This is a genomic window from Arthrobacter mangrovi, assembly GCF_026011795.1.
GTDB classification, from domain to species: Bacteria; Actinomycetota; Actinomycetes; order Actinomycetales; family Micrococcaceae; genus Crystallibacter; species Crystallibacter mangrovi.
Window position 1 is genome coordinate 1 of record NZ_BRVS01000018.1, and the last position, 25,526, is coordinate 25,526.

General features: G+C 68.1%; 21 protein-coding genes. 10 read left to right on the plus strand and 11 right to left on the minus strand.

Annotated features, from left to right (window positions below; translation table 11 throughout):
* Positions 1 to 93: 93 nt before the first annotated feature.
* From AHIS1636_RS14290 to AHIS1636_RS14315, 6 genes are all read right to left on the minus strand, one after another.
* Positions 94 to 1,077, minus strand: coding sequence for a serine/threonine-protein kinase (locus AHIS1636_RS14290; RefSeq protein WP_264796511.1), 984 nt, complete (start codon positions 1,075 to 1,077; stop codon positions 94 to 96).
* 202 nt (positions 1,078 to 1,279) lie between these two features.
* On the minus strand, positions 1,280 to 2,086 hold the full coding sequence (locus AHIS1636_RS14295; RefSeq protein ID WP_264796512.1) for an alpha/beta fold hydrolase: 807 nt from the start codon (positions 2,084 to 2,086) through the stop codon (positions 1,280 to 1,282).
* Between the two features lie 5 nt (positions 2,087 to 2,091).
* Positions 2,092 to 2,421: a biotin/lipoyl-containing protein gene (locus tag AHIS1636_RS14300; RefSeq protein ID WP_264796513.1), complete on the minus strand. Its 330-nt coding sequence runs from the start codon at positions 2,419 to 2,421 to the stop codon at positions 2,092 to 2,094.
* Positions 2,414 to 3,382 carry an alpha-ketoacid dehydrogenase subunit beta gene (locus AHIS1636_RS14305; protein ID WP_264796664.1) on the minus strand — a complete coding sequence of 323 codons (969 nt, stop codon included), beginning with the start codon at positions 3,380 to 3,382 and terminating at the stop codon, positions 2,414 to 2,416. The genes AHIS1636_RS14300 and AHIS1636_RS14305 overlap by 8 nt, the downstream gene beginning before the upstream one ends.
* Positions 3,383 to 3,560: 178 nt before the next feature.
* A complete protein-coding gene (locus AHIS1636_RS14310) occupies positions 3,561 to 4,589 on the minus strand; it encodes a thiamine pyrophosphate-dependent enzyme (protein WP_264796514.1) in 1,029 nt (342 codons plus the stop codon).
* Positions 4,590 to 4,770: 181 nt separating this feature from the next.
* On the minus strand, positions 4,771 to 6,180 hold the full coding sequence (locus AHIS1636_RS14315; protein WP_264796515.1) for an amino acid permease: 1,410 nt from the start codon (positions 6,178 to 6,180) through the stop codon (positions 4,771 to 4,773).
* Positions 6,181 to 6,326: 146 nt separating this feature from the next.
* Here AHIS1636_RS14315 and AHIS1636_RS14320 point away from each other — a divergent pair, with 146 nt between their 5' ends.
* The 8 genes from AHIS1636_RS14320 (at position 6,327) to AHIS1636_RS14355 (ending at position 14,985) form a co-directional block, all read left to right on the plus strand.
* The gene (locus AHIS1636_RS14320) at positions 6,327 to 6,818 is read left to right on the plus strand and encodes an Lrp/AsnC family transcriptional regulator (protein WP_264796516.1); all 492 of its coding nucleotides are present in this window, start codon (positions 6,327 to 6,329) and stop codon (positions 6,816 to 6,818) included.
* 429 nt (positions 6,819 to 7,247) lie between these two features.
* Positions 7,248 to 7,949: an NUDIX hydrolase gene (locus AHIS1636_RS14325; RefSeq protein ID WP_264796517.1), complete on the plus strand. Its 702-nt coding sequence runs from the start codon at positions 7,248 to 7,250 to the stop codon at positions 7,947 to 7,949.
* 48 nt (positions 7,950 to 7,997) lie between these two features.
* On the plus strand, positions 7,998 to 9,305 hold the full coding sequence (gene nadA / locus AHIS1636_RS14330; RefSeq protein WP_264796518.1) for a quinolinate synthase NadA: 1,308 nt from the start codon (positions 7,998 to 8,000) through the stop codon (positions 9,303 to 9,305).
* The gene (gene nadB, locus AHIS1636_RS14335; RefSeq protein ID WP_264796519.1) at positions 9,302 to 11,128 is read left to right on the plus strand and encodes an L-aspartate oxidase; all 1,827 of its coding nucleotides are present in this window, start codon (positions 9,302 to 9,304) and stop codon (positions 11,126 to 11,128) included. Before nadA ends, nadB begins: the two co-directional genes overlap by 4 nt.
* Complete coding sequence (nadC, locus tag AHIS1636_RS14340; RefSeq protein WP_264796520.1) at positions 11,125 to 11,994, plus strand: carboxylating nicotinate-nucleotide diphosphorylase; 870 nt, start codon at positions 11,125 to 11,127, stop codon at positions 11,992 to 11,994. Before nadB ends, nadC begins: the two co-directional genes overlap by 4 nt.
* Positions 11,991 to 13,133 carry a cysteine desulfurase family protein gene (locus AHIS1636_RS14345; protein ID WP_264796521.1) on the plus strand — a complete coding sequence of 381 codons (1,143 nt, stop codon included), beginning with the start codon at positions 11,991 to 11,993 and terminating at the stop codon, positions 13,131 to 13,133. The genes nadC and AHIS1636_RS14345 overlap by 4 nt, the downstream gene beginning before the upstream one ends.
* Before the next feature lie 105 nt (positions 13,134 to 13,238).
* Positions 13,239 to 14,045, plus strand: a complete 807-nt coding sequence (locus tag AHIS1636_RS14350; RefSeq protein ID WP_264796522.1) for a transglutaminase-like domain-containing protein — start codon at positions 13,239 to 13,241, stop codon at positions 14,043 to 14,045.
* A gap of 175 nt (positions 14,046 to 14,220) precedes the next feature.
* Positions 14,221 to 14,985 (plus strand): hypothetical protein, encoded by a 765-nt coding sequence (locus tag AHIS1636_RS14355; protein ID WP_264796523.1) that lies wholly within the window; start codon positions 14,221 to 14,223, stop codon positions 14,983 to 14,985.
* A gap of 27 nt (positions 14,986 to 15,012) precedes the next feature.
* On the opposite strand, the gene AHIS1636_RS14360 is transcribed toward AHIS1636_RS14355, so the two are convergent.
* The 5 genes from AHIS1636_RS14360 to AHIS1636_RS14380 form a co-directional block, all read right to left on the minus strand.
* Positions 15,013 to 15,465, minus strand: a complete 453-nt coding sequence (locus AHIS1636_RS14360; protein WP_264796524.1) for a MarR family winged helix-turn-helix transcriptional regulator — start codon at positions 15,463 to 15,465, stop codon at positions 15,013 to 15,015.
* Positions 15,458 to 16,567: an LLM class flavin-dependent oxidoreductase gene (locus AHIS1636_RS14365; RefSeq protein WP_264796525.1), complete on the minus strand. Its 1,110-nt coding sequence runs from the start codon at positions 16,565 to 16,567 to the stop codon at positions 15,458 to 15,460. The genes AHIS1636_RS14360 and AHIS1636_RS14365 overlap by 8 nt, the downstream gene beginning before the upstream one ends.
* Before the next feature lie 129 nt (positions 16,568 to 16,696).
* On the minus strand, positions 16,697 to 20,044 hold the full coding sequence (locus AHIS1636_RS14370; RefSeq protein ID WP_264796526.1) for an efflux RND transporter permease subunit: 3,348 nt from the start codon (positions 20,042 to 20,044) through the stop codon (positions 16,697 to 16,699).
* Between the two features lie 9 nt (positions 20,045 to 20,053).
* A complete protein-coding gene (locus AHIS1636_RS14375; RefSeq protein ID WP_264796527.1) occupies positions 20,054 to 21,547 on the minus strand; it encodes a malate:quinone oxidoreductase in 1,494 nt (497 codons plus the stop codon).
* Between the two features lie 138 nt (positions 21,548 to 21,685).
* On the minus strand, positions 21,686 to 23,359 hold the full coding sequence (locus tag AHIS1636_RS14380; protein ID WP_264796528.1) for an ABC transporter substrate-binding protein: 1,674 nt from the start codon (positions 23,357 to 23,359) through the stop codon (positions 21,686 to 21,688).
* Positions 23,360 to 23,487: 128 nt separating this feature from the next.
* Here AHIS1636_RS14380 and AHIS1636_RS14385 point away from each other — a divergent pair, with 128 nt between their 5' ends.
* Both AHIS1636_RS14385 and AHIS1636_RS14390 read left to right on the plus strand, forming a co-directional pair.
* Complete coding sequence (locus AHIS1636_RS14385) at positions 23,488 to 25,263, plus strand: ABC transporter ATP-binding protein (RefSeq protein WP_264796529.1); 1,776 nt, start codon at positions 23,488 to 23,490, stop codon at positions 25,261 to 25,263.
* The gene (locus AHIS1636_RS14390; protein ID WP_264796530.1) at positions 25,238 to 25,525 is read left to right on the plus strand and encodes a hypothetical protein; all 288 of its coding nucleotides are present in this window, start codon (positions 25,238 to 25,240) and stop codon (positions 25,523 to 25,525) included. Before AHIS1636_RS14385 ends, AHIS1636_RS14390 begins: the two co-directional genes overlap by 26 nt.
* The last annotated feature ends 1 nt before the right edge of the window (position 25,526 follow it).

The window sequence follows — 25,526 nt, forward strand, 5'->3', positions numbered from 1 at the left end:
GCGATGAAAGGCGGAGGGGCGAAAGGCCGGGTCCGTTGAGGCTGGACCGGCCTCTCAAGCTGCGGGCAAGGTTTGTGCCGCAGCCGACCTGGTTCAGCCGACGCTGGGCGCCCGGTTCGGCGGGGTGGGGATCACAACGTTGCCAGTGGTGACATTGCCGGTGTCGGCACTGGCGGCGCTGATGCGGTGCGGCTGTGCCTCAACGGGGAAGGGAGGAATGGACTCCCGGGTTCCAGCGTTCGGCGGGAGGACGACGGTTTCGGTCCAGGACCGCAGTTGTAGTGCGACTTCATGGGCCGTCGGGCGGTTGTCGGGTTCGCGCGCGGTCATCCGGCCCAGGAGTTCCTGCCAGTCGGAGCCGAGGGTTTCGGGGATCGGCGGATCCTTCAGCAGCCTGGCGACGGCTGATTCCACGATGGGCCCGGGAAAGGCCTTCTCCCCGGTAATGCATTCCAAGAGCACCAAGCCGAGGGAGTAAATGTCCGACGCCGGCGTGACGGGCTGGCTGAGGGCCTGTTCCGGGCTGAGGTAGTTGGCCGTGCCGATGGTCGCTCCATGAACGGTGGCTACCGAGGCATCGACGACGCGGGCGATGCCGAAGTCCGACAGCTTCGGGTGCAGCCGGGTGTCCAGGCTGCCGGTGTTGGCCATCAGGATATTGGCGGGCTTGATGTCCCGGTGCACGACGCCGTTTTCATGGATGTAGTTGAGGGCATCGGCCAGGTCCGCCCCGATGTTGGCGACGGCTGCCGGCGCAAGCGGTCCGCCTGCCAGCATCTTGCGCAGGTCCTGGCCCTCGATGAGTTCCATCACCAGATAGTTGCTCATGGTGCCGCTGGAATCCTCGTACAAGCCGGCGTCGAGCAGGGTGACCAGTACCGGGTGGCTCAAGGTGGCCAGCAGCAGGGTCTCGGTATGCTGGCGCCGGTATGCGTCGTCGTCGGGAGTTGTGGGCGTGAACATTTTGACCGCCACGTCCCTGTGCAACGTTTCGTCGAGTGCGCGGAACACGGTGGCCGCGCCGCCCGTGCCGATGAGTTCGCCAGTCCTGTAGCGACCCCCAAGGAGAATGTCCACCAAGCCTCCACGCCCAGGATGTAAGTCTGCTGATTTTTCTTAATTCTACGGTACGGCCGAGGCGCCCGGGACCATTTCCCGCCATCGTGAGCAGCGACGCATTGTCTGCGAGGCGAGATGCGTTGCTGCACGGTGCCAATCCATCAGGGGGTGTCGACAGCCTGCCGTGTCGGTAGACCTGGCCGGCGAGGAAGTCGTAGACCTAGCCGGCGAGGAAGTCGATGGCGGCTGTCTTGAAGGCCCGGCTGGTGACCGCGTTGGCGTGGGTCCGGGCCGGGAGCCATTGCAGCTCGGCGCGGGGAGCCAGCTTGGCCAGCTCCGGTGCCGTCTGTGCCAGCTCGTCGCGTTCACCTGCCACTAGCAGCACGGGCATCCGCGGGACGGCCTCGGAGGGGATGAACGGCTCCGTCTTGATGGCTTCGATCATCGTCAACAGGGCAAAAACGTCATTGCCGGGCACCAGCTGTGCCATGCGCAGCAACTCCGCCGTGGAAGGATCGGCGATTTCCGAGCCGTCCGCCAGATAACGCTGGGCGGCCGGCAGATCGAAGTCGGCCAAGGGATCGTGGGCGCCGGGCCCGCCCAACACGATCCTGCGGACGAGTTCGGGCTGGGTAGCACCGAACTCCCACGCCAGACGTGCGCCCAGCGAATAGCCGATCAGGTCCACGCCGGTGGAATCGTCATCGTCCTTCAACGGCCGCACGTGCGCGTTGAGGATCAGCTGCAGCAGGTCCGCGCGGATCCGGCTAGGCGAATAGGCGTCCATTTCCTCCGGTGCCGGGCTGCCGCCGTGGCCGGGCAGGTCCACGGTCACGACGCGCCGCCCGGCCTGGGTCAGCGCGGTGATCCAGCCGGCGTCCTCCCAGTTGAGCTTGGCGGAAGAAGCGAAGCCGTGGAGCAGGATGACCGGGCGGTGCGGGCCGGTGGTTCCCGGCGCGGCCTCGTGGACCCGCACGTTCAGGTGCGGGTCCACGCCCTCCACGGTCTGGTCGCGGTGCCTGCCCATGCCGCTCAGTCCTCGTCCAGGTTGGCGGTCAGGCGGACGCGGCGCTTGGGCGCCTGCTCTTGGGGTACGGTCCCGACGATGCCGGCGGTGTCATCGGGGACTTGGAAGACGATCAGCGGTTCACCAACCTTGATGATGTCACCGGGTTCGCCGTAGACCCGCACGACCTTGCCGGCCTGCGGGGAGGGAAGCTCCACGGCGGACTTAGTGGTCTCGACCTCGACCAGCGGGTGGTTCCGCTCGACCTGTTCGCCCTCGGCGACGAGCCACTCCAGCACGGTTGCCTCGATCAGGCCCTCGCCAAGGTCCGGGAGGGGAAAGGAAATTTCAGCCACGGCGATACTCCAATACTCGCTGGATCCCGAACAGGATGCGGTCAATGTTGGGAATGTACTCGTCCTCGAGGTCTCCTGAGGGATACGGTACGTCGAAACCTGTAACCCGCTCAACGGGTGCTTTCAGTGTGGCAAAGCAGTGCTGCGTGATCAGCGCGGCTACTTCCGCCCCGAGGCCGGAGGTCAGGGGTGCTTCGTGGACGACGACGGCGCGGCGCGTCTTGGTGACGGAGGCCGCCAGTGCTTCGGCGTCGATCGGCTTGAGCCAGCGCAGGTCCAGAACTTCGATGTCGATCCCGTCTTCGGCTGCGAGTTCGGCAACCTGAACGCAACGGGCGACCATGGCGCCCCAAGCCACCAGCGTCAGATGCCGGCCCTCGCGCACAACGCGGGCGCCTTCGGGGGAATAACCGGTGCCGGCGGTGTCCACCGGACCCTTCTGCCAGTAGCGGGACTTGGGCTCCATGAAGACCACCGGGTCAGGCCTGCCGGCGGCGAACTTGAGCAGGTGGTACGCCTCGTGGGGGCTCGACGGTGAGACCACCTTGAGCCCTGGCACGTGCGCAAAGAGCGCCTCGAGCGACTCCCCGTGGTGCTCCGGGGCGCGGATGCCGCCGAAGCTCGGCACGCGCAGGGTGATCGGCATGGGCAGCTTGCCGCGGCTGCGGTAGTTCATGCGGCCGACCTGGCAGATGATCTGGTTGACCGCAGGGTAGGCGAAGCCATCGAACTGCACTTCGGGAATCGGGTGGTAGCCGGCCATGGCCAGGCCGACGGACATGCCGAGGATGCCGGATTCGGCGAGCGGGGTGTCGAAGACCCGGTTTTCGCCGTACTTGCGTTGCAGGCCGTCGGTGATGCGGAAGACGCCGCCGAGCTGGCCGACGTCCTCGCCCAGGACCATGGCCTTGGGGTCGGCCTCTAGGGTCTCGGAGAGGGCGCGGTTGAGGGCCTGCTGCATGGACAGGGTCTCGATGGCCGGTCCTGCGTCCGCCGGCTCTTCAGTAGCGGGGGCGTCGGCGGCGGGGATCTGGCGTTGGCCGTCCGAGGCGGACTCGATGGTCTCGACGGATTCCAGCTGCGCAGCGGCATCCCGGGTGTTGTTGCGCGCTGCTTCAAGGTCGCTGAGGGTGGTGTGCTCAGACATGTTCGGACTCCTCCCGCCAGGCGCGGGCCTGGGCCTTCAAAGCTGTTGTCGGTTCCTGGTAGACGAAGTCGAACATCTCCGTTCCCGGGCGTGACCCCAGGTTGATGATGCCTTCGCGGATGCGTTCCTCCTCCGCTTTGGCATCGGCGAGCGCTTCGCCGAAGAAGGCCTCGTCGGCAAGGCCCTCTGCCGTAAGGTGTGCGCGCATGCGCTGGATCGGGTCCTCGCCTGCGTCGGCGCGCTCGGCCTCGAGGGTGCGGTACCGCCCGGGGTCGTCACTGGTGGAGTGCGGTCCGCGGCGGTAGGTCATGGCCTCGACGACGGACGGTCCCTTGCCCGAGCGGGCGTGCGCGAGTGCGGCCGCTGTAGCCTTGGCGACGGCAACGACGTCGTTCCCGTCAACCTGCAGGGAAGGAATGCCGTACCCGGCCGCCCGGGCCGCAACGGACCCGCCCGCCACCTGGCGTTCCGTCGGGACGGAAATGGCCCAGCCGTTGTTCTGGATGAAGAAGACCACCGGGGCCTTCATGACGGCGGCGAAGTTCATCGCCTCGTGGACGTCGCCCTGGGAGCTGGCACCGTCGCCGAAGTACGTGATGGCGGCGCCGCCGGTTCCGTCCATGGTCTGGGCATGGGCCCACCCGACGGCGTGCAGCACGGAGCCGGCCACGACAGCCTGGATGGGCGCGAAGCGCGAAGCTACCGGGTCATAGAGCCCGCCGTGCCAGGTCGCTTTGTGCGTGGCCATGTACTCCACCATGTCGACGCCGACAGTGCGGGCCACGCCCATCTCGCGGTAGGTGGGGAACACGAAGTCGCGGGACATGTCCAGCACGTAGGCGCTGCCGACCTGTGCCGCCTCCTGCCCCAGTTCGGGGGCGTAGCCGGGAATCAGGCCCTGCCGCTGCCAGCGGATGGCCGACTCGTCCAGGTGGCGCACGGCCACCATGAGCCGGTACAGCTGGCGCTGGTCGTCGTCGTTCAGGACAGCGTGGTCAAGGCCAGGCAATTCATCGGCCATGCTGGTTCCTCCTAGGTCGTCAAGGCTGTCAGGCGGCGCCGGAACCAGCGCGGCCGGACAGCCCTTGCGGTTTCTGCCAGTGACCCTAGTCACCGGTCGGAGGAGTGCGCAACAAGAACATCAGACACCTTGCAGAGTGTGCAATCAGTGACCAGCGGGTCACTATTTGCATTACATTTTGTCAGCTCATGCGGGCAGGATCGGCGGTCCGCTGCTTCCGGTGGACGGCTACTCTGCTCAGCAGGGCAATCACGCCAATCAGGGCGGCGGTGCTGCCGAGCTGGACCGCTGTGGCCGGCGAGAAGAGGCCGATGACGATAATCCCGGCCAGCAGCGCGAGGCCGATGCCGCTTGTCCAGGGGTAGCCGGGGAGTTTCATCGGCAGCGTTTCCCCGTCGCGCACAGCACGTCTGCGGAGGATGAGCTGTGACAGCAACACCATTCCCCACACTGCCAGGCAGGTGGAGCCGACAAAGTTCAGCAGCACCGGGAGCACCTTTTCCGGGAACACGAGCTCCAGTACGGTGGCGGCGAAGCCGAAGGCCACCGAGGCGAGCACGGCAGGGACGGGGACGCCGCGGGAGGTGATTTCCTGCAGCCTGGCCGGGGCGTCCCGGCGACGGGAGAGCGAGAAAATCATGCGGGACGCGCCGTAGAGGTTCGCGTTGAGGGCGGACAGCAGGGCGACGGCGGCGATCATCGTCATGGCAACGTCGGCGCCGGGGATGCGGGCCTCGGCGAGGACGGCCGCGAAGGGCGAGGCCAGGGCCGGCGAATCCCACGGGACCACCAGGGTGATGACCAGGACGGAGCCGACATAGAAGACCAGGATGCGCCAGACCACCGTTTTGACTGCCCGGGCCACGCTGCGCTGCGGGTTCCGGGTCTCGGCCGCGGCCACGGCGACGATCTCGGTGCCTCCGAAGGCGAAGATGACCACCAGCAGCCCGGTGGCGATGCCGCCGAGACCTGCCGGGGCGAACCCGTCCGTTCCCAGGATGTTCGCCAGGCCGGGCGATGGCGACTGCGGCAGCCAGCCGGCCATCAGGGCTACGCCGACCGCCAGGAAGGCCAAGATGGCCGCGACCTTGATGATGGCGAACCAGAATTCGAACTCGCCGTAGTTGTTCACGCCGAGCAGGTTGACGGCCGTGAAGAAAATCATGAACGCCAGGGCCAGCAGCCACACAGGCAGCCCCGGCCAGACGGATGCGATCAGCCCGGCGGCACCCACCGCCTCCGCCGCGATGACAATGACCAGTTGGCCCCACCAGAGCCAGCCGATAGTGGCTCCCGCCGTGGGGCCCAGCGCCTTCTCCGCGTACGTGGAGAAGGCTCCGCTGCTGGGATGGGCGGCGGCCATCTCGCCCAGGGCTCCCATCACGATGATCACCAGGGTTCCGGCGATCAGGTAGGACACCAGCACTGCGGGTCCGGCCGCCTGGACCCCTGCTCCGGAGCCGAGGAAGAGGCCCGCTCCGATGGCGCTGCCGAGTCCCATCATGATCAGCTGCCGCGGCTTCATGGATTGGCCGAGGCCGGTGGGATGGGCGCCGGTAGACTGCCCGGACGCACGGGGGAATCTCGTCATTGTGAATTTCCTGTCATCACCCTGCCGCGGTGGCGGCAGGCAGCGGGCGGGCCCTCGCCGCTGCATTTGGTCCAGCCAGCGGCCCGGATGACAATTTGTATGTCCCGCAGCCGAATGGCTGGTCAAACCGAAAGAGGTTTCAACGGATGAATATCGATTCGCTGGATTCGGATATCGTCACGCTGTTCAGTCAGGACCCGAGAATGTCCGTCCTGGAAGCCTCCCGGGTCCTCAAAGTGGCCCGTGCCACGGTACAGGCCCGGCTCGACAAGATGCAACGTGCCGGGGTGATCGCTGGGTGGGGTCCGCGCCTGGAGCCGGCCGAACTCGGCTACGTCGTGAAGGCCTACTGCTCGCTTGTCATCCGGCAGGAGATCGGCCACGACGCCGTGGCTGCGGCGCTCGCACGCATTCCCGAGGTCTTGGAGCTGCACACTGTGTCCGGAGAGAGCGACCTACTCGCCTGCGTGGTCGCCAGGTCCAACGCCGACTTGCAGCGGGTGCTGGACGAAATCACCGGCACCAATACCGTGCTTCGGTCCTCCTCGGTGATTGTCTTGAATAGCCACTTCGACAGCCGGACGCTGCCTTTGGTGCAGGCTGTGGCCGGGAATCCGGACGCCGGGCCGCAGGGATAGCACCGGCTCGGACGCCGAGGTTCGTGACCGGGGCCGATGGGGTGCGGGCTGCGCGCCGCAAGGATGGCACGGCTTGAGTGCCGAGGTCCTTGGTGGCGTGCCGTGGCGGAAGCGGACGCCGGGCAGTAAAGGCTCAAGGCTGTTGGCGACGCGCCGTCCGGAGCCGGAGGCGTCACGTCATCTGCCGGCTGAAGCACAACGATCTCGGCGTCCGGTAGTGTCACGACCTTTTCGGTCTGAAGCGACACGATCTCGGCGCCCGGAAGGGTCACGATTTTCCTGCGCCCTGAAGCGTCAGAACACTGGCGTCACAGAACGCCGAGGTCCAGCAAGAGATTGGGTCAGAAAGACTTTAACCCGCTACAATGAGTTCTGGTCATCCTGACCTTTACTTACGACGGCGGTGCGAAGCCAGAAGGGAGCAGCGCTATGGTCTATGCAGCCAACGTGTCCGAGCGCCGCCGGCAGCCCCCGGAGCTCGCGATTTCAACCGTGATCTTCGCGCTGCGGGGCGATGGCGAGGAATCGAGGCCGACGCTCTGGATGCCGCTGGTCCGGCGCACACGCCAGCCGTACCAGGACTTGTGGGCATTGCCCGGGGGCCCGCTGAGCGCGGCCGAATCCTTGCAGGACGCAGCGGCCAGGAACCTGCAGGAGACCACCGGCCTGCAGCCGGACTATTTGGAACAGCTCTACGCCTTCGGCGGGCTGGACCGTTCCCCGGCCCAGCGCGTTGTCTCCATCGTCTACTGGGCGCTCGTCAAGCCGGATGAGGCCGCTCTCGCGCGGGAGACGGACAACGTCCGGTGGTTCCGGGCGGACGGGGTGGGCCAGCTCGCCTTCGACCACAACCAGATCGTCGACTACGCGCTCTGGAGGCTGCGGAACAAGGTTGCCTACAGTTCCATCGCCTACGCGTTCCTCGGCGAGAAGTTCACCCTGGCGCAGGTCCGGGAGGTCTACGAGGCAGTACTCGGCAAGACCCTCGACCCGGCCAATTTCCGGCGGCAGCTGCGGGCGGCGCCGGATATCCAGGCGACCGACGAATACCTGCAGGGCGGCCGGCATCGTCCGCCACGGCTCTTCCGCTACACCGGTTCGGCCGGTCCCAAAAACGGCCCGCTCGCCTGAGCCGGCCTCCTTCCACAGCCAGCGACAGCCAGACAATCGGAGAAACCCATGGCATCGATCAGCAGCACCATCGACCTCATGACCCGGCCCGAGGCCGAGGCGGCCGCGGCGTCCGGCGGCACCTGCAGCCCGGACCTGGTGAAGGCGCCGTGGAATTTCGACGGCGGCGCGATGCCGGCGTACGGTCCGGGTGCGTCGATGGCGGACAGGGCGCCGGCGGCCACGCCGCGGCAGGGGCAGATTCCCGAGGAGTACCGGCTGGCCTCGGATGAAGAACTCGATGCCCGGATCATCGCGGCGAAGGAGAAGCTGGGGGACAAGCTGGTCATACTCGGCCACTTCTACCAGCGCGACGAGGTCGTCAAGTACGCGGACTTCGTGGGCGACTCCTTCCAGCTCGCGCAGGCGGCCAAGGAGAAGCCTGAGGCCGAGGTCATCGTCTTCTGCGGTGTGCACTTTATGGCCGAGACCGCCGACATGCTCTCCGGCGAGGACCAGGCCGTGATCCTGCCGAACCTGGCCGCAGGCTGCTCCATGGCGGACATGGCGGACTCCGATTCGGTGCAGGCCTGCTGGGACCAGCTGAGCGGCATCTTCGGCACCGAACCCGGCGCGGACGGCAAGATCCCGGTCATGCCGGTGACGTACATGAACTGCTCCGCCGCGCTGAAGGCCTTCGTGGGGGAGCACGGCGGCATCGTCTGCACCTCCTCCAATGCCGCGACAGTGCTGGAATGGGCCTTCCAACGCGCACAGCGGGTGCTGTTCTTCCCGGACCAGCACCTCGGCCGGAATACCGCCAAGGCCATGGGCGTCCCGCTGGAGCAGATGCCGATGTGGAACCCGCGCCAGGCCCTCGGCGGCAATGACGAACAGACCCTGATCGATTCCCGCGTCATCCTCTGGCACGGGTTCTGCTCCGTGCACAAGCGCTTCACCGTGGACCAGATCGAGAAGGCCCGGGCCGACTACCCGGGCGTGCGCGTCATCGTGCACCCGGAGTGCCCCATGCCTGTGGTGGATGCCGCGGACGAGTCGGGGTCCACCGACTACATCCGCAAGGCCATCGCTGCGGCTGAGGAACCGACGGTATTCGCCGTCGGCACCGAGATCAACATGGTCAACCGGCTCGCGGCCGAGTACCCGCAGCACACCATCTTCTGCCTGGATCCGGTGGTCTGCCCCTGCTCCACGATGTACCGGATCCACCCGGGCTACCTGGCGTGGGTGCTTGAGGCCTATGCCGGCACGGGCTCGTTGCCCGGCGGCGAGATCCTCAACCGCATCACCGTGCCCGAGACCGTTGCCGTTCCGGCCCGCGTGGCGCTGGAGCGGATGCTGGCCGCACGGCCATGACCGCGGCCGCTAGCGCAGGTCCGCTGCGCGTCGTCGTCGTTGGTTCCGGCATTGCCGGACTGTACGCCGCCGCACTGGCCGCGGAGTGCCCGGGGATCGAGGTAACCCTCCTGGCCAAGGGCGCGCTGGAGACAAGCAACACCTGGTTCGCCCAGGGCGGCATTACCGCCGTCACGGCCCAGGGCGCGGCGGCGGGCGATTCGGTGCAGGCGCATGCCGCGGATACCTTCCGTGCGGGCGCGGGCATGAACGACGACGGCGCGGTGCAGCTGCTGTGCTCCGCCGCTGCCGGCGAGGTCGCGGTACTGCAGGACTGGGGCGTGGCCTTCGACCTGGATGGCGGCCGGCTGGCCCTCGGGCTGGAGGGAGCGCACTCGGCCGCGCGCATCCTGCACGCGGGCGGCGACAGAACCGGAGCCCGCATCGCCCGGGTCCTGGTCGACCGGGTGCGCGCGCTCGCCGACGCCGGCCGGCTGCGGATCCGCGAGCACGCCTACGTGCAGCGGCTGCTGCTGGACGGCAACCGCGTCACGGGGGTCGAAGTGCTCGAAGGGCCGCAGACCACGCGGCCCACCGAGGCGGCGGCCGACGTCGTAATCCTCGCGACGGGGGGAGCCGGGCAGCTCTTCGAGGCGACCACCAATCCGGCCTCGGCCACGGGGGACGGAGTGGCGCTGGCGTGGGAAGCCGGCGCGGTGCTCGCGGACCTCGAGTTCATCCAGTTCCACCCGACGCTGCTGGATCCAGCGGCAACCGGCGGAGTCGCCTTCATGATCTCCGAGGCGGTGCGCGGCGAGGGCGCCCTGCTGGTGGACTCCTCCGGGCGGCGGTTCATGGCGGATTACGACGAGCGGTCCGAACTGGCGCCCCGGGACGTGGTGTCGCGCGCCATCTTCCAGCAGCTGCGGCTGCTCGAAGGCCGGGGCGACGAACCTCAGGTCTACCTGGACGCCACGGGGATCGCTGCGCGGCGCGGTCAGGACTTCCTGGCCCGACGGTTCCCGACCATCGACCGGACCGTGAAGTCCCTCGGGTTCGACTGGAACACCGTGCCGCTGCCCGTTGTGCCGGCGTCGCACTACTGGATGGGCGGGATCCGCACGGACACGTCGGGGCGGACGTCCCTGCCGGGCCTGTTTGCAGTCGGGGAAACGGCGTGCACCGGGGTGCATGGTGCCAACCGGCTGGCTTCGAATTCCCTCCTGGAGGGGCTGGTCTTCGCCCGCCGCGCCGTCAATGCGCTACAGGCGGGGAACGGCAGCACACCGGTCTTCGCGGCCGTGCCGCTGGAGCTGCAGAACGGGACCGTCGAGTGCACGCCGGCCCAGGTGCGAGCCCTGATGTCGGAGTCCGCGGGCGTCACGCGCGATGCTGCCGGGCTCGAGCTGGCGGCGAAGCAGCTCCGGCAGTGGCGCGCGCCCGGTCCCTGCTCGGTCGGCACGGAGGCGGCCGAAGCCGGCCCGGCCGCGGCGGAGCACCGCAACCTGCTCATCAACGCCCGGCTGGTGGTCGCCGCCGCCGCCGCGCGGCGCGATTCGGTCGGCGCCCACTTCCGCACCGATTTCAGCCAGCCGCCGGCGGGCACGGACAGCCTGCATTTCATCAACGCCGGCGCGGCCAGCTCGATTAGCAATGCCGGCGCGGCCTGCGCCTCGGCCGGCCATGCCGGGGCGATCAGTTCGGACAACGATGACAGCGTCTCAGTCAGTACCGCCTCGGGAAGCAACTCCGGGGCGATCGGCTCGGACAGCGTCGATCTGACCGGCACCCAAGCCATCAACGCCAATGCGGCCGCGCGCCGCCTCGCCAAGGAGCCTGCATGAGTCCCATCCTTCCGCCCGACCAGCCCGCCGTGGAACGCATCGTCGCCGCAGCGCTCGCCGAGGACGCGCCGTGGGGCGACGTCACCTCCAACGCGCTGATTCCCGCGACGGCCAGTGCGACGGCGGAACTCACCGCCCGCGAGCCCGGCGTGTTCGCCGGTTCCCCGGTGCTGCAGACCGTGTTCCGCCAGGTGGACTCCGCCGTCGCGGTGGAGCTCAAGGTGCAGGACGGGGAACGGTTCGAGGCCGGCCAGGTGCTGGCTGTCGCGAGCGGCAGCGCGCGCTCCATCCTGCTCGCCGAGCGGGTGGGCCTGAACCTGCTGCAGCGGTTGTGCGGCATCGCCACGCAGACCGCCGCGTTCGTGGCGCGGACCGAGGGCACCAAGGCCCGGATCGCCGACACCCGCAAGACCACCCCGGGCCTGCGTGCGCTGGAGCGGTACGCCGTGCGCTGCGGCGGCGGGCACAATCACCGCTACTCGCTTTCGGACGCCGTGCTGGCGAAGGACAACCATCTGGCCGTCATCACCGAGGGCGGGCGGCGGGACCTCACGGAGGCACTCCTGGAGGCGAAGGCCAGCCTGCCGCATACGGTCCATTTCGAGGTCGAGGTGGACCGTGCGGAGCAGATCGAGCCGGTGCTGGCGGCCGGAGTGGATACCATCATGCTGGACAACTTCACCGTCGACCAGCTGCGTGCCGGCGTCGCACAGGTGGCTGGCCGCGCGCTGGTGGAGGCCAGCGGCAACGTCCGGCTCGACACCGTCGCGGACATCGCCGCCACCGGCGTGGACATCATCTCCTCCGGGGCGCTGACCCACAGCGTCCGCTCGGTCGACCTCGGACTGGACATCAACATCCCATGATCTACCTCGATGCCGCCGCCACCGCTCCGGTCCGCCGGGAGGTCCTCGAAGCGATGTGGCCGGCCCTGACCCAGGACTTCGGCAATCCCTCGAGCCACCACACGGTCGGGGAGGCGGCGGCGCGTGCCCTGGGCTATGCGCGGACGACGGCGGCATCCGTGCTGGGGTGCCGGGCCGGCGAGATCGTTTTCACCTCCGGCGGGACGGAATCGAACAACCTGGCGATCAAGGGGATCAGCCTCGCGATGCCGCGGGACCGGCACGTGGTGACCTCCGCCGTCGAACATCCCTCCGTGCTGGAGGCCACGGATTACCTGGAGCGGTTCCACGGCTTCCGCGTGACGCGTGTGGGCGTGGATGCGGACGGCGTCGTGGACCTCGCCCGGTTGGCCGGGGCGCTGACTGCGGGGACGACGCTGTGCACGGTGATGTACGCGAATAACGAGGTTGGGACCATCCAGCCGGTGGCCCGCATCGCCGAGCTGTGCCGGGAGGCCGGTGTTCCGTTCCACACGGATGCGGTCCAGGCCGCCGGCTGGCTGCCGCTGGACGCGGCCGCGCTCGGCGCCGACGCCATCAGCATTTCCGGCCACAAGCTGGGCGCGCCCAAGGGCTGCGGCCTGTTGTACGTCGCCGGGCGGCTGCCGCTTGAGCCGGTGCTGCACGGCGGCGGCCAGGAACGCGGGCGCCGCTCCGGCACGGAGAACGTCGCCGGAGCCGTCGGCGTCGCCACCGCGCTGAAGCTCGCGGAGGCCGAGCGCCCGGAATCAGCCGACCGCCTCCGCGGCTACCGCGACTACCTGATCGATGCGGTGCTCAAGGCCGTGCCTGATGCGTTCGTCACTGGCCACCGGACCGAACGTCTGCCCGCCAGCGCCTCCTTCTGCTTTCCGGGAACCTCCGGGGAGGCCGTGCTGCTGGAGCTGGAGCGGCGGGGCGTGGTGTGTTCCAGCGGCTCGGCCTGCGCGGCCGGTTCGGACGAGCCCTCCGCCGTCCTGCTCGCCATGGGGATAGCCCCCGACGTGGCCCGGACGGCCGTGCGGCTGACCTTCACGTCCGCCGTCAAGGAGGCCGAGATTGCGCTGGCGGCCAGGTCGGTTGTGAGTGCGGTGCAGTCGGTCCGGTCCCTCGCCCGCTGACACCGGGCGGGGCCCGTCCGGATTCAGCCCGCCGTGGCTGAGCCGATAGTGTGGGCAGCGGGCGAACCGCTGCGGATCGCCGCACAGCCATCCCGGAGGAGCACCATGAAACGAGCGGTCTCGGCCCGCCTTGTAGCCAAAACCGCCGCCAACACGTCGCTGGTATTCGCCGTAGCAGTTGCCCGGCCGCAGGGTTTCGCGTCCTGCGACGAGGAGTTTGTCCTCACCGTCGATGGCGAACCGGCCGAACTGCAGGAGCACGCCGATGACCACGGCGGACGCCTGCACACGCTGCAGGTGGCGGATCCCGCCGTCGTTCAACTGGATTACCGGGCCACCGTGCTCGGCGAGGCCGCTCCCGAGACGGCCCGGCCCACGGAGCTGATCAAGTACGTGCGGCCGAGCCGCTACTGCGAGTCGGACAAGCTGCTGCCGACGTCCTACGCCGAGTTCGGGTCCCGGCGGGGAACGGAGCTGATCCGGAGCGTGCGCGAGTGGGTCGCGAAGGAGCTGAGCTATGTCAGCGGGTCGTCGCGGTTCACCGACGGCGCCGTCGAGACCCTGCTGGCACGCCGCGGGGTCTGCCGTGACTACGCGCACCTGGTGATTTCGCTGCTGCGCGCCAAGGACGTTCCCGCCCGCCTCGCCGCCGTCTACGCCCCCGGGCTGCAGCCGATGGATTTCCACGCCGTGGCCGAGGCCTATGTCGACGGCGCGTGGCACATGGTGGATGCAACCGGCATGGCGCCGCGCGGCTCGATGCTGCGGATTGCCACCGGAAGGGACACATCGGACACGGCGTTCCTGTCGACCGTTGGCGGCAGCCTGAGGCTACAGGAAATGCGGATCACGGCGGAAGCCGAGGGCTTCCCGGGCGAGGAGGATCCCTCGCTGCCGGTCCGGCTGGGCTGACCGGTTCCGCAACACTTTGGACACGGCGCCGGCGCCTATACCGGACTGATCCCCTCCCTCGGTACCGTTGACTCCAAGCGCATCGACGCGCGGAGGTCGCCGCCGGTCCAACACTGCCCGGGCGGTTGCCGGGCGGCGGTGGGCCAGGTTCGGCTTTTGGGGAAAGGGGAGCGCCATGCGGATCACGGGGAGCCGGCACCGGCGCGTTGCGGCGGCTGTGCTGTGCCTTGCGCTGCTCTCGGGCTGCGCCGCGGGAGAACCCGACGGCAATCCGTCCGGCAGCGCCGCGGCGACGGCGTCGGCTTCGTCGGCGGCAGGCCAGGCCTCCGGGGCGGCACCGCTGCCGAAGGCCTCCGTCAAGGGTTGGAAGGTGTATTCCGATCCGGACCGGACCGTCAGCTTCGAGCTGCCGGCCGACTGGATCGTGCAGCGGCAGGCCAAGCCGACGATGCCCTCGGACGGCGGCGTCCACCTCAACGTACGGGATGCCGCAGGGAAGGTAGTCGCAGAGCTGCACACCCGGCTGAAGGTGCCGAAGGAGAAGTGCGGTCCGGGAGAGGCCAAGGAATACTCGGTAGTACTCACGGAACCCGCCAAGGTGGCCTCGGCCGGCGGCAAGGATTCGATCAAGCCGCTGTTCGTGTTCCGGACGCTGCTGGGCTACCAGTACTTCGGCTCCTACGGTCTTACCGACCAGCCCGGCGGAGACGGGATTTCCGCCTGCCGCCTGCAGAACACGGTGGCGGGACCGAAACCGGTCGGCGTGTATTCCTTCGCCAATGCCGCCGTGCACGGGGCGCCGGCGCCGGGCCAGGACACCGGGGCGCTGGAGATGTTCGGCCTGATCGCCGAGGCCAAGGCGTTTACGCAGACGGAGCGCTTCAAGACGATCAAGCAGGTTATTAAGTCCCTGAAGATCCACGAGGAGGGTAAGGCCTGACCGCGGCCTGCGGCAGCCCCGGCCGGCCTAGCTGTTCTTGAGTCCGGTCCGGAGCTTGTCCGTCAGCTCGTGCAGCTGACGGAACTCGGCCTCGCTCAGCCGCGGCGCCAGCATCTCGTGCAGATGCCGGACATGCTCCCGCCCGATCTCCTGCTGCAGCTTCGCACCGGCCTCGGTCAGCGAGATCTCGATGCCGCGCTGGTCCGACTCGGCGGTGCGCCGCCTGACCAGTCCCTTGGCCTCGAGGCGCTCCACCATCCGGCTCAGGCTCGGCTGGCTGATCAGCAGGGCTTCGTTGAGCTCGTTCAGCCGTGTCCACCCGGTGGGGCAGTTGCTGAGATTGAACAGGACGTCGTATTCGCGCATCGCCAGCTTCTTGAATTCCGGCAGCTGCTGGAGCCGCCGCATCACGGCCACCTGGGTCCGGAAAAGGGACTCCCAGGCTTCCGTCGTGGTGCGGATTTGCGGCTGGTTACCCATGCGCCACAGCCTCGGCTTCCTTGTCGGTTTCGTTGCGGGCAGCCTTGCGGCTGGCGTGGGTCGGCGCATCCGGCACATGGGGGGGCCGGCGGGCCGCGAACTCGCGCTTGAGTACCGGCAGGACTTCCTCGCCGAAGAGGTCGAGCTGCTCGAGCACCGTCTTCAGCGGCAGGCCGGCGTGGTCGATCAGGAAGAGCTGGCGCTGGTAGTCGCCGAAGGAATCGGCGAAGCTGAGCGTCTTCTCGATGACCTGCTGGGGGCTGCCGACGGTCAACGGGGTCTGCGCGGTGAAGTCCTCCATCGAGGGGCCGTGGCCGTAGACCGGGGCGTTGTCGAAGTACGGGCGGAACTCGTTGACCGCGTCCTGCGAGTTCTTCCGCATGAAGAACTGTCCGCCGAGCCCGACGATCGCCTGGTCCGCCTTGCCGTGGCCGTAGTGCTCGTAGCGCTCCCGGTAGAGGCCGATGAGCTGCATGTAGTGCTCCTTCGGCCAGAAGATGTTGTTCGCGAAGAAGCCGTCGCCGTAGTAGGCGGCGAGTTCGGCAATCTGCGGCGTGCGGATGGAGCCGTGCCAGACAAAGGGGGCGACGCCGTCGAGCGGGCGCGGGGTGGAGGTGAAGTTCTGCAGCGGGGTGCGGTGCTTGCCCTGCCAGTTGACCACGTCCTGGTCCCAGAGCTTGCGCAGCAGCGCGTAGTTCTCCACCGTCAGCTCCAGTGAGTCCTGGATGTTCTTGCCGAACCAGGGGTATACGGGGGCGGTGTTGCCGCGGCCCAGGACCAGGTCGACGCGGCCGTCGGAGACGTGCTGCAGCATCGCGAAGTCCTCGGCGATCTTCACCGGATCGTTCGTGGTGATCAGCGTCGTCGCCGTGGACAGCGTGATCCGCTCGGTCTGCGCCGCAATGTAGCCCAGCAGCGTGGTGGGGGAGCTGGAGAAGAAGGGTTCATTGTGGTGCTCGCCGATGGCGTAGACGTCCATCCCGATCTCTTCCACCTTCTTGGCGATGGCGATGGATGCCTTGATCCGTTCCGCCTCGGTGGGCATGCTGCCGTTGGTCGGGTCCCGGGTGATGTCCGAAACGCTGAAGACGCCGATTTCCATGGTGGCAGGTCCTTTCATGATGAGGCCGGTGCGCGGCTGCTACCCATATTACATGCAATTGCATCTATGGACTCAACCGTGGACCGGCCGCATTCATTCCCGGCCGGGAAGTCCCCGGCACATGTCCGGTCAGACAGCGGCGGGCTCGGGCACTTTTTCCGCAGGCTGCTGCCGGGCAGCGGCCCGGCGCTCGCGCCGGCCTTCCACCAGGCGGTACAGGACCGGGACCAGGATCAGCGTCAGGGCAGTGGAGGAGACCAGTCCGCCAATAACGACGACGGCGAGCGGCTGGGCGATGAACCCTCCTCCGCCGGTCAATCCCAACGCCATCGGCGTCAGCGCGAAGACGGTGGCCAAGGCGGTCATGAGGATCGGTCGGAGGCGCTGGCGCGCACCATGCTCGATGGCCTCTGCCACGGGCAGGCCGGGCCGGCCGTCGTGCGGGTTGCGGTACTGGTTGATCAGGTCGATCAGCACGATGGCGTTCGTCACCACGATGCCGACGAGCATCAGCATGCCGATGAGCGACGGCAGGCCGAGCGGAATCTGCGTGATGACGAGCATCCCGATGGCACCGGTGGCCGCGAACGGTACGGAGACGAGCAGGATCAGCGGCTGGAGCAGGCTCTTGAAGGCCGCGACCATGATGACGTACACGATCGCCACCGCGGCGAGGAGGGCCAGGCCTAGCTGTTCGAAGGATTCGGCCTGCTGGGTCGCCGCGCCGCCGAGCGTCGCGTCGACACCCGCAGGCAGGTCCAGTCCGTCAAGGGCGGTCTGCACCTCGCGGCTCAGGGCGCCAAGGTCGTCGCCGGCGGCGGTGACGGAAATGACCGCGGTGCGTTCCCCTCCGGACGCGGTGATCGAGGTCGGAACCGCGACTTCCTCGACAGTGGCGACGTCGGTCAGCGGCACCGGGCCGCTCGCCGTGGGAATCTCGACGGCGGCCAGCTGTTCGGTGCTGGTCAACTCCGTTCCCTCGCCGACCTGCACCGGGAAATCGGTGGTGCCGATCCGCACCGTGCCGCCCGGCAGCGGGCTGATGGTGGAGGCGACCAGCCCGGCGATTTGCTCCTCGTTGAGCCCGGCCTCGACCGCCTTGGCCCGGTCCACGGAGACCTCGATCACCGGTTCCGATGCCGCCAGGTTGCTCGATACTTCCGCCGCGCCGGGGACGTCGCGCAGCACCGCGGCCACGGTATCGGAGGCGGCCTGGAGCTGATTCGGGTCGGCGGCGGAGAGATCGACGTCGACGGTTCCGGAGGTGCCGAAGCCGCCGCCTTGGGTACTCAGCGTGATGGTGCCTGCATCCGGCAGGTCCGCGACCAGGCTGCGGACGTTCGCCCGCAGGGACTCCTGGTCCGCGCCTTCCTCGGTAATGACGGTGTACTGGGCCACCGAAGCGCCGGCGGAGCGGAACGCCCCCACGCCGTCGACGCTGTTGCCGATGGTGACCTGGACATCCCGCACGCCTTCGGTCCCGGACAGACGGTCTTCGACGTCCCGCGCGGCCCGGTCCGTGGCCTCGAGGCTGGTTCCCGGCGGAAGCTCCTGGCGGAGGCTGAAGCTGTTCTGTCCCGAGTCGCCCAGCAGGTTGGTCTGCATAAGGGGGACCATGGCCACAGTTCCGGCGAGGATGATGACGGCCGCCACGCACGTGATAACGGGGTGCCGCTGCGTACCGGCCAGCAGCGGCAGGTAGCCCCGCTGCAGTCGCGAGCGCTTCTCCGACTCGGTGGCGCGGGCGCGTACCGCCTCGGGATCCTCCAGCTGCGGCGGGGATTTCACGAACCAGTAGGCGAGCACCGGAACGATGGTCAGGGACACCAGCAGCGAGGCCAGGAGCGCCAGGGCGGTGGTGATGGCGAAGGGCCGGAACAGCTCGCCGGCCAGGTCCTGGACGAACGCGATGGGGAGGAAGACCGCGACCGTGGTCAGCGTGGAGGCTGTGATCGCTCCGGCCACTTCGCGGACTGCGGTCAGGATCGCGGTGCGTTTGTCCTCCCCGTAGCCCAAGTGGCGTTTGATGTTTTCGACGACGACGATCGAGTCGTCCACCACGCGGCCGATGGCGATGGTCAGGGCACCGAGGGTGAGGATGTTGAGCGAGTAGCCGAACGCCGAGAGGCCGATGAAGGTGACCAGCAGCGACAGCGGAATGGAGATGGCCGTGATCAGGGTCGAGCGGACCGAGAGCAGGAAGACCAGGATGACCAGGACCGCAAAGCCGAGGCCCAGCAGGCCCTCGGTGGTGAGGTCCTTGATGGATTTCTCGATGAAGGGGGCCTGGTCGAATACCGTGGTGAACTTGGCGCCGTGCCCGATTTCGGCTTCGAGGTCGGGCAGCAGGTCGGCGACCGCGTGGGAGAGGCCGACGGTGTCGCCGTCCGGCGTCTTGGTGATCGACAGTGCAAGGGTTTCGACGCCGTTGGTGCGGGTGATGGAGGTGCGGGCATCGTCGGCGATGCTGACTTTGGCAACCTCGCCGATGGTTGCCGGGGCCGCGGAACCGGCCTGTGTCCCGGCGGGAGCTGCAGTCCCTGCCGGGGGAGCGGTCTGCGATTCCCCGGGAATCCGGCCCGGAACCTGCCCGGATGCCTCCGGTGACGCGCCCGCGGCCGGTGGTTCCGCCGTCGTACTTCCCGCCGGGGGAGCCGCGGCACCCGGTGCCGGCGTCGTGGATTCCGCGGCCTGCGCCCCGCCCCCTGAGGCCGGGGACTGGGCTGTCGGAGTCTCCGCAGCGGCCAGCGGCAAGGCTTCGATGGCCTTAAGGCTGTCCAAGGGGCTGCCGATCTGCACCGAGATGCTTCGGCCCTCCGGCTCGACAGTGCCTGCCGGGACGAGGCCGCCGCTGTTCTGCAGGCTGTCGACGATGGACCCGGCGGTCAGGCCGCGCTCTGCCAGGGCGGCCTCGTCGGGGAGGATCGAGATGTGGCGCCGCGCGCCGCCGGAAACGTCGGCACTGCGGACGCCCTCAAGCTTCTGCAGCCGCGGGACGGTCAGCCGGTTCAGCTCGGTGTTGAGCTCGCTGAGCTCAAGGTTGGAGGACACCGCCAGGAAGACGACCGGGAAGTCGCTGATGCTTCCGGCCAGTGATTGCGGCGCAACGTCCTCCGGCAGCAGCTGGCGGGCATTCGAGATGGCCCGGTCGACCTGGCTGCGCGCGCGGTCCAGGTTGGTCCCGTAGGCGAACGTCAGGTTGACCGTGGACAGCCCGGTACGCGACGTTGCCGCCGTGGATTCGAGTCCCTCGACGGCATTGAGCGCGGATTCCAGCGGTTCGCTGACCTGTTTGTCCACTACTTCGGGAGAAGCCCCCGGCATCGCCGAGACGACGGTGATGCGGGGGAACTCCAGCGACGGAATCAGCTCCTGCTTGAGCGAGCCCATGGTGATCACCCCGAAGACCGCGGCAAAAACGGTAATCAGGGCGATCAGGGCCCGGTTGCCCAGCGACAGCGAAGCCAGCTTGTGCACGGGCGGGCGTCAGCCGAGTTCCAGCACCCGGTCGGTGTCCGCGGTGATGTCGGAGAGCAGCGAGGGGTTCTCGTTGAGCTTCGCGCCGAAGCCGGGGATCATGCCCTTGAGCTTCGGCTCCCAGTTCTTGAACTCGGTGGGGAAGCAGCGCTGCAGCACCTGGATCATGATCGGTGCCGCGGTGGAGGCTCCCGGCGAGGCGCCGAGCAGGCCGCTGATGCTGCCGTCGGCCGAGGTGATGACCTCGGTGCCGAACTGCAGCACGCCGCCGCTCTTCGGATCCTTCTTGATGACCTGGACGCGCTGGCCGGCGGTGATCAGCTCCCAGGCGTCTCCGACGACGTCGGGGTAGAAGTCGCGCAGCGCGGCGATCTTCTTCGGCCGGCTCTTGAGGACCTCGGTGACCAGGTACTTGACCAGGCTCATGTTGTCCTTGGCGACCGCCAGCATCGGAATCAGGTTGTGCGTGCGGACCGAGAGCGGCAGGTCCAGGAAGGAACCGGACTTCAGGAAGTTCGGGGAGAATCCGCCGTACGGGCCGAAGAGCAGGGAGCGCTTGCCGTCGACGAAGCGGGTGTCCAGGTGCGGGACGGACATGGGCGGGGCGCCGACCGAGGCCTGGCCGTAGACCTTGGCGTTGTGGCGCGCGATGACGGATTCGTCGGTCGAGCGCAGGAACTGGCCGGAAACCGGGAAACCGCCGAAGCCCTTGGCCTCGGGAATGCCGGCGCGCTGCAGCAGGTGCAGGGCGCCGCCGCCGGCACCGACGAAGACGAAGCGGGCCGAGACCGTGCTGGTCTCGCCGGTGGAGTTGTTCTTGACCTTCAGGTCCCAGCGGCCGTTGCTGGCGCGGCTGACATTCAGGACCTTGTGACCGTAGTTCAGGTCGGCGCCGTTGGCGCCCATGTAGCCGGCCAGCTTGCGGCTCAGGGTGCCGAAGTCGACGTCGGTTCCGCCGACCACGCGGGAGCCGGCGACGCGCTGGCCGGGGTCGCGGCCTTCCATGACCAGCGGGACCCAGTCGGCGAGTTCGGCATGGTCCTCGCTGTATTCGATCTTTTCGAACAGCGGCTCGGCGCGCAGGGCTTCGTAACGGCGCTTGAGGTAATCCGAATGCGCGTCGCCCCAGACAAAGCTCATGTGCGGCAGCGGGTTGATGAAGTCCTTCGGCGAGCCGATGTGTCCCTCGGACACCATGTGGGCCCAGAACTGGCGGGAAACGTGGAACTGTTCGTTGATCCCCACGGCCTTCGCCGTCGGGACGGAGCCGTCCGCCGCGGCCGGGGTGTAGTTCAGTTCGCACAGCGCCGCGTGGCCCGTGCCGGCATTGTTCCAAGGATCGGAGCTCTCAAGCCCGGCCTGGGCGAGGTTCTCGTAGAGGGAGATGCTCCACGTGGGCTGCAGCTGCTTGAGCAGGGAGCCGAGCGTGGTGCTCATGATGCCGCCGCCGATCAGCGCAACGTCAATGTTTTTGGATGATCCCGAAGGGTTAATAGCAGTCAACTTCCATCTCCCGTAGCAGCTTCGCCAGCGCTTAGAAGATTACCCCGCCCCGGCATCGACTCTAAAATTCCGCCGTCGGGATGTGACCCGAAAGACAGACGCGAAAGCGGCTTCCGGCTAGGATGCGGTGCCGGAATCCTAGGCTTCGGAGCGGATGCGGATCAGGTTGCAGGGCTCGTCCAGCATGGGGCTGGCCGGGTAGCTCTCGACCCGCGGCCCCATGGCCAGGGCCGACACCGGGAAGGCCAGCGGGACCGCCGGCAGCAGACGCGCCAGCTGCTCGTTGATCTGCAGGTAGGCGGCGGTCCGTTCCTCGCCGGGCTCCAGCGTCCGTGCGCGCGCCAGCCTGCTGGTCAGCTGCGCGCTCTCCAGGCCGAACTCGCTCGACTCCGTCCCGAAGAGCGTGCCCAGGAAGTTGTCCGGGTCGCGGTAGCTGCCGTTCATGCCGCCGAGATGGAGGGCCTGGTCCTTGCTTGCACGCACCCGCTCCAGGTAACCGTCCGACCAGGCCACCGGCATGGGCCGGATGTTGAAGCCGGCGGCCGTCAGCTGGCGGCTCAGTTCCGCGTAGATCTTCTCCGGGGCCGGCAGGTAGGCCCTGGTGACGTCCAGCGGATAGTAGAACGGCAGTTCGGCGCCGTCGTACTCCGCCTCCGCGAGCAGTTCCCGGGCGCGGTCCGGTGCGTACTCGTAGTAAGGGATGTCCTCGCTGTTGACGCCCAGGCTCGGCGGCACGAACTGCTTGGCCTCCACCGAGCCCTGCAGGAAGAAGGACTTCAGCAACCTGTCCCGGTCGATGGCGTGGGCGATGGCCTGGCGGATACGGACGTCGTCCAAGGGACCGTACGCCTTGTTGATGCCCAGGTAGGTCACGGCGAACGGGTCGCGCTGGAGGATCTGCATGCCGCTCCGGACCAGCCCGGCGTAGGTTTCCGGCGTTGCCAGGTCGTAGCCGTCGATGTCCCCGGCCTTGAGCTCGCGGAGCCGGGCGGCCGGATGCGAGAGCGTGGTGAACTCCACCCTGCCGACCTGGGCGGCCGGACCCCAATACTGGTCGAACTCTTCCAGCAGCACCTTGCCGGTCGAGAACTCTTTCAGCCGGTAGGGGCCGGTCCCCACGGGGTGCAGCGCGAAGGCGGACAGCTTCCTTCCGGCGCGCTCCTCGGTCAGCTTGTCCGCCGTCTTCGCCTCCAGTGCCGCCGGCGAGGCGATGGCGAAGGACGGCATCGAGAGCGCGGCCACCAAACCGGTGTAGCGGCGGTTGAGTTCCAGCCTGATCTCGAGCGGTCCCAGCACTTCGCAGCCCCGGTAGACGGACTCGGTCTCCTCATCGGCGAAGGACCCGAAGACGGCGCTGTAGGGCAAGTTCCCGTTGTTTGGCCGGAGGGCCCGCGGCAACCGGAACCAGCGCTCGAAGTTGGCGCGCACGGCTTCGGCGTCGAAGGCGGTGCCGTCATGGAAAGTCACGCCCTCACGCAGCTTGAACACGTAGGCGCGGCCGCCGTCCTCCTCCGTGAATTCGGTGGCCAGTCCGGGCGCCGGAACCCCGGTGTCCCGATTGGCGCCCACGAGTGTTTCCATGATCTGGCGGGTGACGCGGAAGGAGTCGGTGTCGACGGCCAGGACCGGGTCGAGGACGGCCGGATCCGCGGCGGTGCCCATGGTGAATTTCAGGTTCGCGGGCAGCGGGGCCCGCGACGTCGTCGCCGTCGAACGCGCTGCACCCGGCTGGCCCGTGCAGCCGGTGAGCACCAATGCAGCAGCCGCCGCGCCGGCCTTGAGGAACGTGCGCCGCGCAGGCGAATCTTGCACTCGTGCTCCTCAGGTACGGCTTTAGAATCGGGAATGTTCAGTCTAATTGACGGCCCGGAAAATAAAGAAGCTGCAAACCATTCGGCAAACGTGGCCGGGATCACGATTCCATGCGGCACGATAGTCCCATGACCGATACCGCCCAGCCGCTGCTTGAGATCCGCAACCTCGCGGTCGACTTCCGCACGACCTATGGCAATGTCTCCGCCGTCAAGGACGCCAGCCTTAGCCTTGCGGAGGGCCAGACACTGGCCATCGTGGGGGAGTCCGGTTCCGGCAAATCGACGACGGCGATGGCGGCCATCGGGCTTCTGCCGCGGAACGGCGGGGTCAGTTCCGGGAGCATCCTGTTCGACGGCGAGGAACTTGTGGGGATGCCCGAGGCGCGGATGCGGCGGATCCGCGGACGGCAGATCGGGCTCGTTCCCCAGGATCCGATGTCCAACCTGAATCCCGTCACGAGGATCGGAACGCAGGTCGCTGAAACGTTGCTGGTGCACGGCATGGCTACGCCGCGCAATGTGGAGGCGCGGGTTGTGGAGACGCTCGAGGCGGCGGGTCTGCCGGACGCCCGGGAGCGGGCCAGGCAGTACCCGCACGAATTCTCCGGGGGCATGCGGCAGCGCGCGTTGATCGCCATCGGGCTGGCCTGCCGGCCGCGGCTGCTGATCGCCGACGAGCCGACGTCCGCGCTGGACGTCACGGTCCAGCGGACCATTTTGGACCAGATCGATCGCATGACCGAAGAACTCGGCACCGCGGTACTGCTGATCACGCATGACTTGGGCCTGGCGGCCGAGCGGGCCGAGCAGCTGGTGGTCATGCACCGCGGCCGGGTGGTCGAGGCGGGACCTGCCGAACAGCTCCTCGAAGACCCCGGGCACCCCTATACCCAGGCCCTGGTGAAGGCGGCCCCGAGCGTTGCTGCCGTGCGGCTTCAACCGGGGGCGTACGCGGCCAGCATCGGCGAACGGACCATGCACGCGGAGGAAGGCTTTGCTGTTACTCCGGACGGGCAGAGACCGAACGCAGTGAGGCCGAACGCGGTGAGGCCGAACGCAGTGGCGACTGAAGCGGCATCGAGGGTGCAGGGCCTCGGCAACATCGTGGAGCTGCGGGACCTGACCAAGGCCTACAAGATCCGCGGCCGGGCGGAGGAGTTCTATGCGGCCAGGAATGTCACGCTCGAGGTTCCGCGCGGGAGCACTGTCGCTCTCGTCGGCGAATCCGGCTCCGGCAAGACCACTACGGCCCGCATGCTTCTGAAGCTGATCGAGCCGACGAGCGGGAGCATGACCTTCGACGGCATGGACGTCGCCAGCCTGGGCAAGGAGCAGTTGCGCGAGTTCCGGCAGCGGGTCCAGCCCGTCTTCCAGGACCCGTACTCCTCGCTGAACCCCATGTTCACGATCGGACGGATCATCGAGGAGCCTCTCAGCACCTACAAGCGCGGGAACGCCCGGGAGCGCGACGCACGGGTGCGGGAGCTGATGGACCAGGTGGCGCTGCCGCACTCCATGCTCCGCCGCTACCCGTCCGAGCTCTCCGGCGGACAGCGCCAGCGCGTGGCCATCGCCCGGGCCCTGGCGCTGAAGCCCGAACTGCTTGTTTGCGATGAACCCGTCTCCGCGCTCGATGTCCTGGTCCAGGCCCAGATCCTGAAGCTGCTCGGCGACCTGCAGGCCGAGCTGGGCCTGAGCTATCTCTTCATCTCCCACGACCTTGCGGTTGTACGCCTGATCTCCGACTATGTGTGCGTAATGAAAGACGGTGAACTGGTGGAGGCGGCGTCGTCGGAAGAAGTCTTCACCAACCCGCGCCACCCCTACACGCGCCGCCTGCTGGCCTCCATCCCGGGCAATGAACTGGAGATCTACGATGACGACCCCGACATCGCCTCCTGACGAACCGCCCCGGCCGGAAGGATTCGGCTTCCGGACCGGGGTGCGCAGCGAAGCCGTGGCGATTGGTTTCGCCGTCTTCGTGCTGGCACTAGGGACAGCGCTGCTGGCGATCGGCGCGCTGATCCTCGCGGACGCAGGCCGCTGGGGCTATGTGCTGGCCCTGGTGGTGCTGGAGCTGCTGTTCATCGCCGGCTTTGCGGCGATGGTCCACATGGCGCGGCAGCGGCACCGCCCGCACGGCACTACGCCTCCGCCGGCCTGAT

What these genes read in the sequence shown, in the direction of transcription:
- AHIS1636_RS14295 (WP_264796512.1), bottom strand. Translation starts at nt 2,086, where the DNA reads ATGGGCAGGCACCGCGACCAGACCGTGGAGGGCGTGGACCCGCACCTG.
- AHIS1636_RS14305 (WP_264796664.1), bottom strand. Translation starts at nt 3,382, where the DNA reads ATGCAGCAGGCCCTCAACCGCGCCCTCTCCGAGACCCTAGAGGCCGAC.
- AHIS1636_RS14310 (WP_264796514.1), bottom strand. Translation starts at nt 4,589, where the DNA reads ATGGCCGATGAATTGCCTGGCCTTGACCACGCTGTCCTGAACGACGAC.
- AHIS1636_RS14315 (WP_264796515.1), bottom strand. Translation starts at nt 6,180, where the DNA reads ATGACGAGATTCCCCCGTGCGTCCGGGCAGTCTACCGGCGCCCATCCC.
- AHIS1636_RS14320 (WP_264796516.1), top strand. Translation starts at nt 6,327, where the DNA reads ATGAATATCGATTCGCTGGATTCGGATATCGTCACGCTGTTCAGTCAG.
- AHIS1636_RS14325 (WP_264796517.1), top strand. Translation starts at nt 7,248, where the DNA reads ATGGTCTATGCAGCCAACGTGTCCGAGCGCCGCCGGCAGCCCCCGGAG.
- nadA (WP_264796518.1), top strand. Translation starts at nt 7,998, where the DNA reads ATGGCATCGATCAGCAGCACCATCGACCTCATGACCCGGCCCGAGGCC.
- nadB (WP_264796519.1), top strand. Translation starts at nt 9,302, where the DNA reads ATGACCGCGGCCGCTAGCGCAGGTCCGCTGCGCGTCGTCGTCGTTGGT.
- nadC (WP_264796520.1), top strand. Translation starts at nt 11,125, where the DNA reads ATGAGTCCCATCCTTCCGCCCGACCAGCCCGCCGTGGAACGCATCGTC.
- AHIS1636_RS14345 (WP_264796521.1), top strand. Translation starts at nt 11,991, where the DNA reads ATGATCTACCTCGATGCCGCCGCCACCGCTCCGGTCCGCCGGGAGGTC.
- AHIS1636_RS14350 (WP_264796522.1), top strand. Translation starts at nt 13,239, where the DNA reads ATGAAACGAGCGGTCTCGGCCCGCCTTGTAGCCAAAACCGCCGCCAAC.
- AHIS1636_RS14355 (WP_264796523.1), top strand. Translation starts at nt 14,221, where the DNA reads ATGCGGATCACGGGGAGCCGGCACCGGCGCGTTGCGGCGGCTGTGCTG.
- AHIS1636_RS14360 (WP_264796524.1), bottom strand. Translation starts at nt 15,465, where the DNA reads ATGGGTAACCAGCCGCAAATCCGCACCACGACGGAAGCCTGGGAGTCC.
- AHIS1636_RS14365 (WP_264796525.1), bottom strand. Translation starts at nt 16,567, where the DNA reads ATGGAAATCGGCGTCTTCAGCGTTTCGGACATCACCCGGGACCCGACC.
- AHIS1636_RS14385 (WP_264796529.1), top strand. Translation starts at nt 23,488, where the DNA reads ATGACCGATACCGCCCAGCCGCTGCTTGAGATCCGCAACCTCGCGGTC.
- AHIS1636_RS14390 (WP_264796530.1), top strand. Translation starts at nt 25,238, where the DNA reads ATGACGACCCCGACATCGCCTCCTGACGAACCGCCCCGGCCGGAAGGA.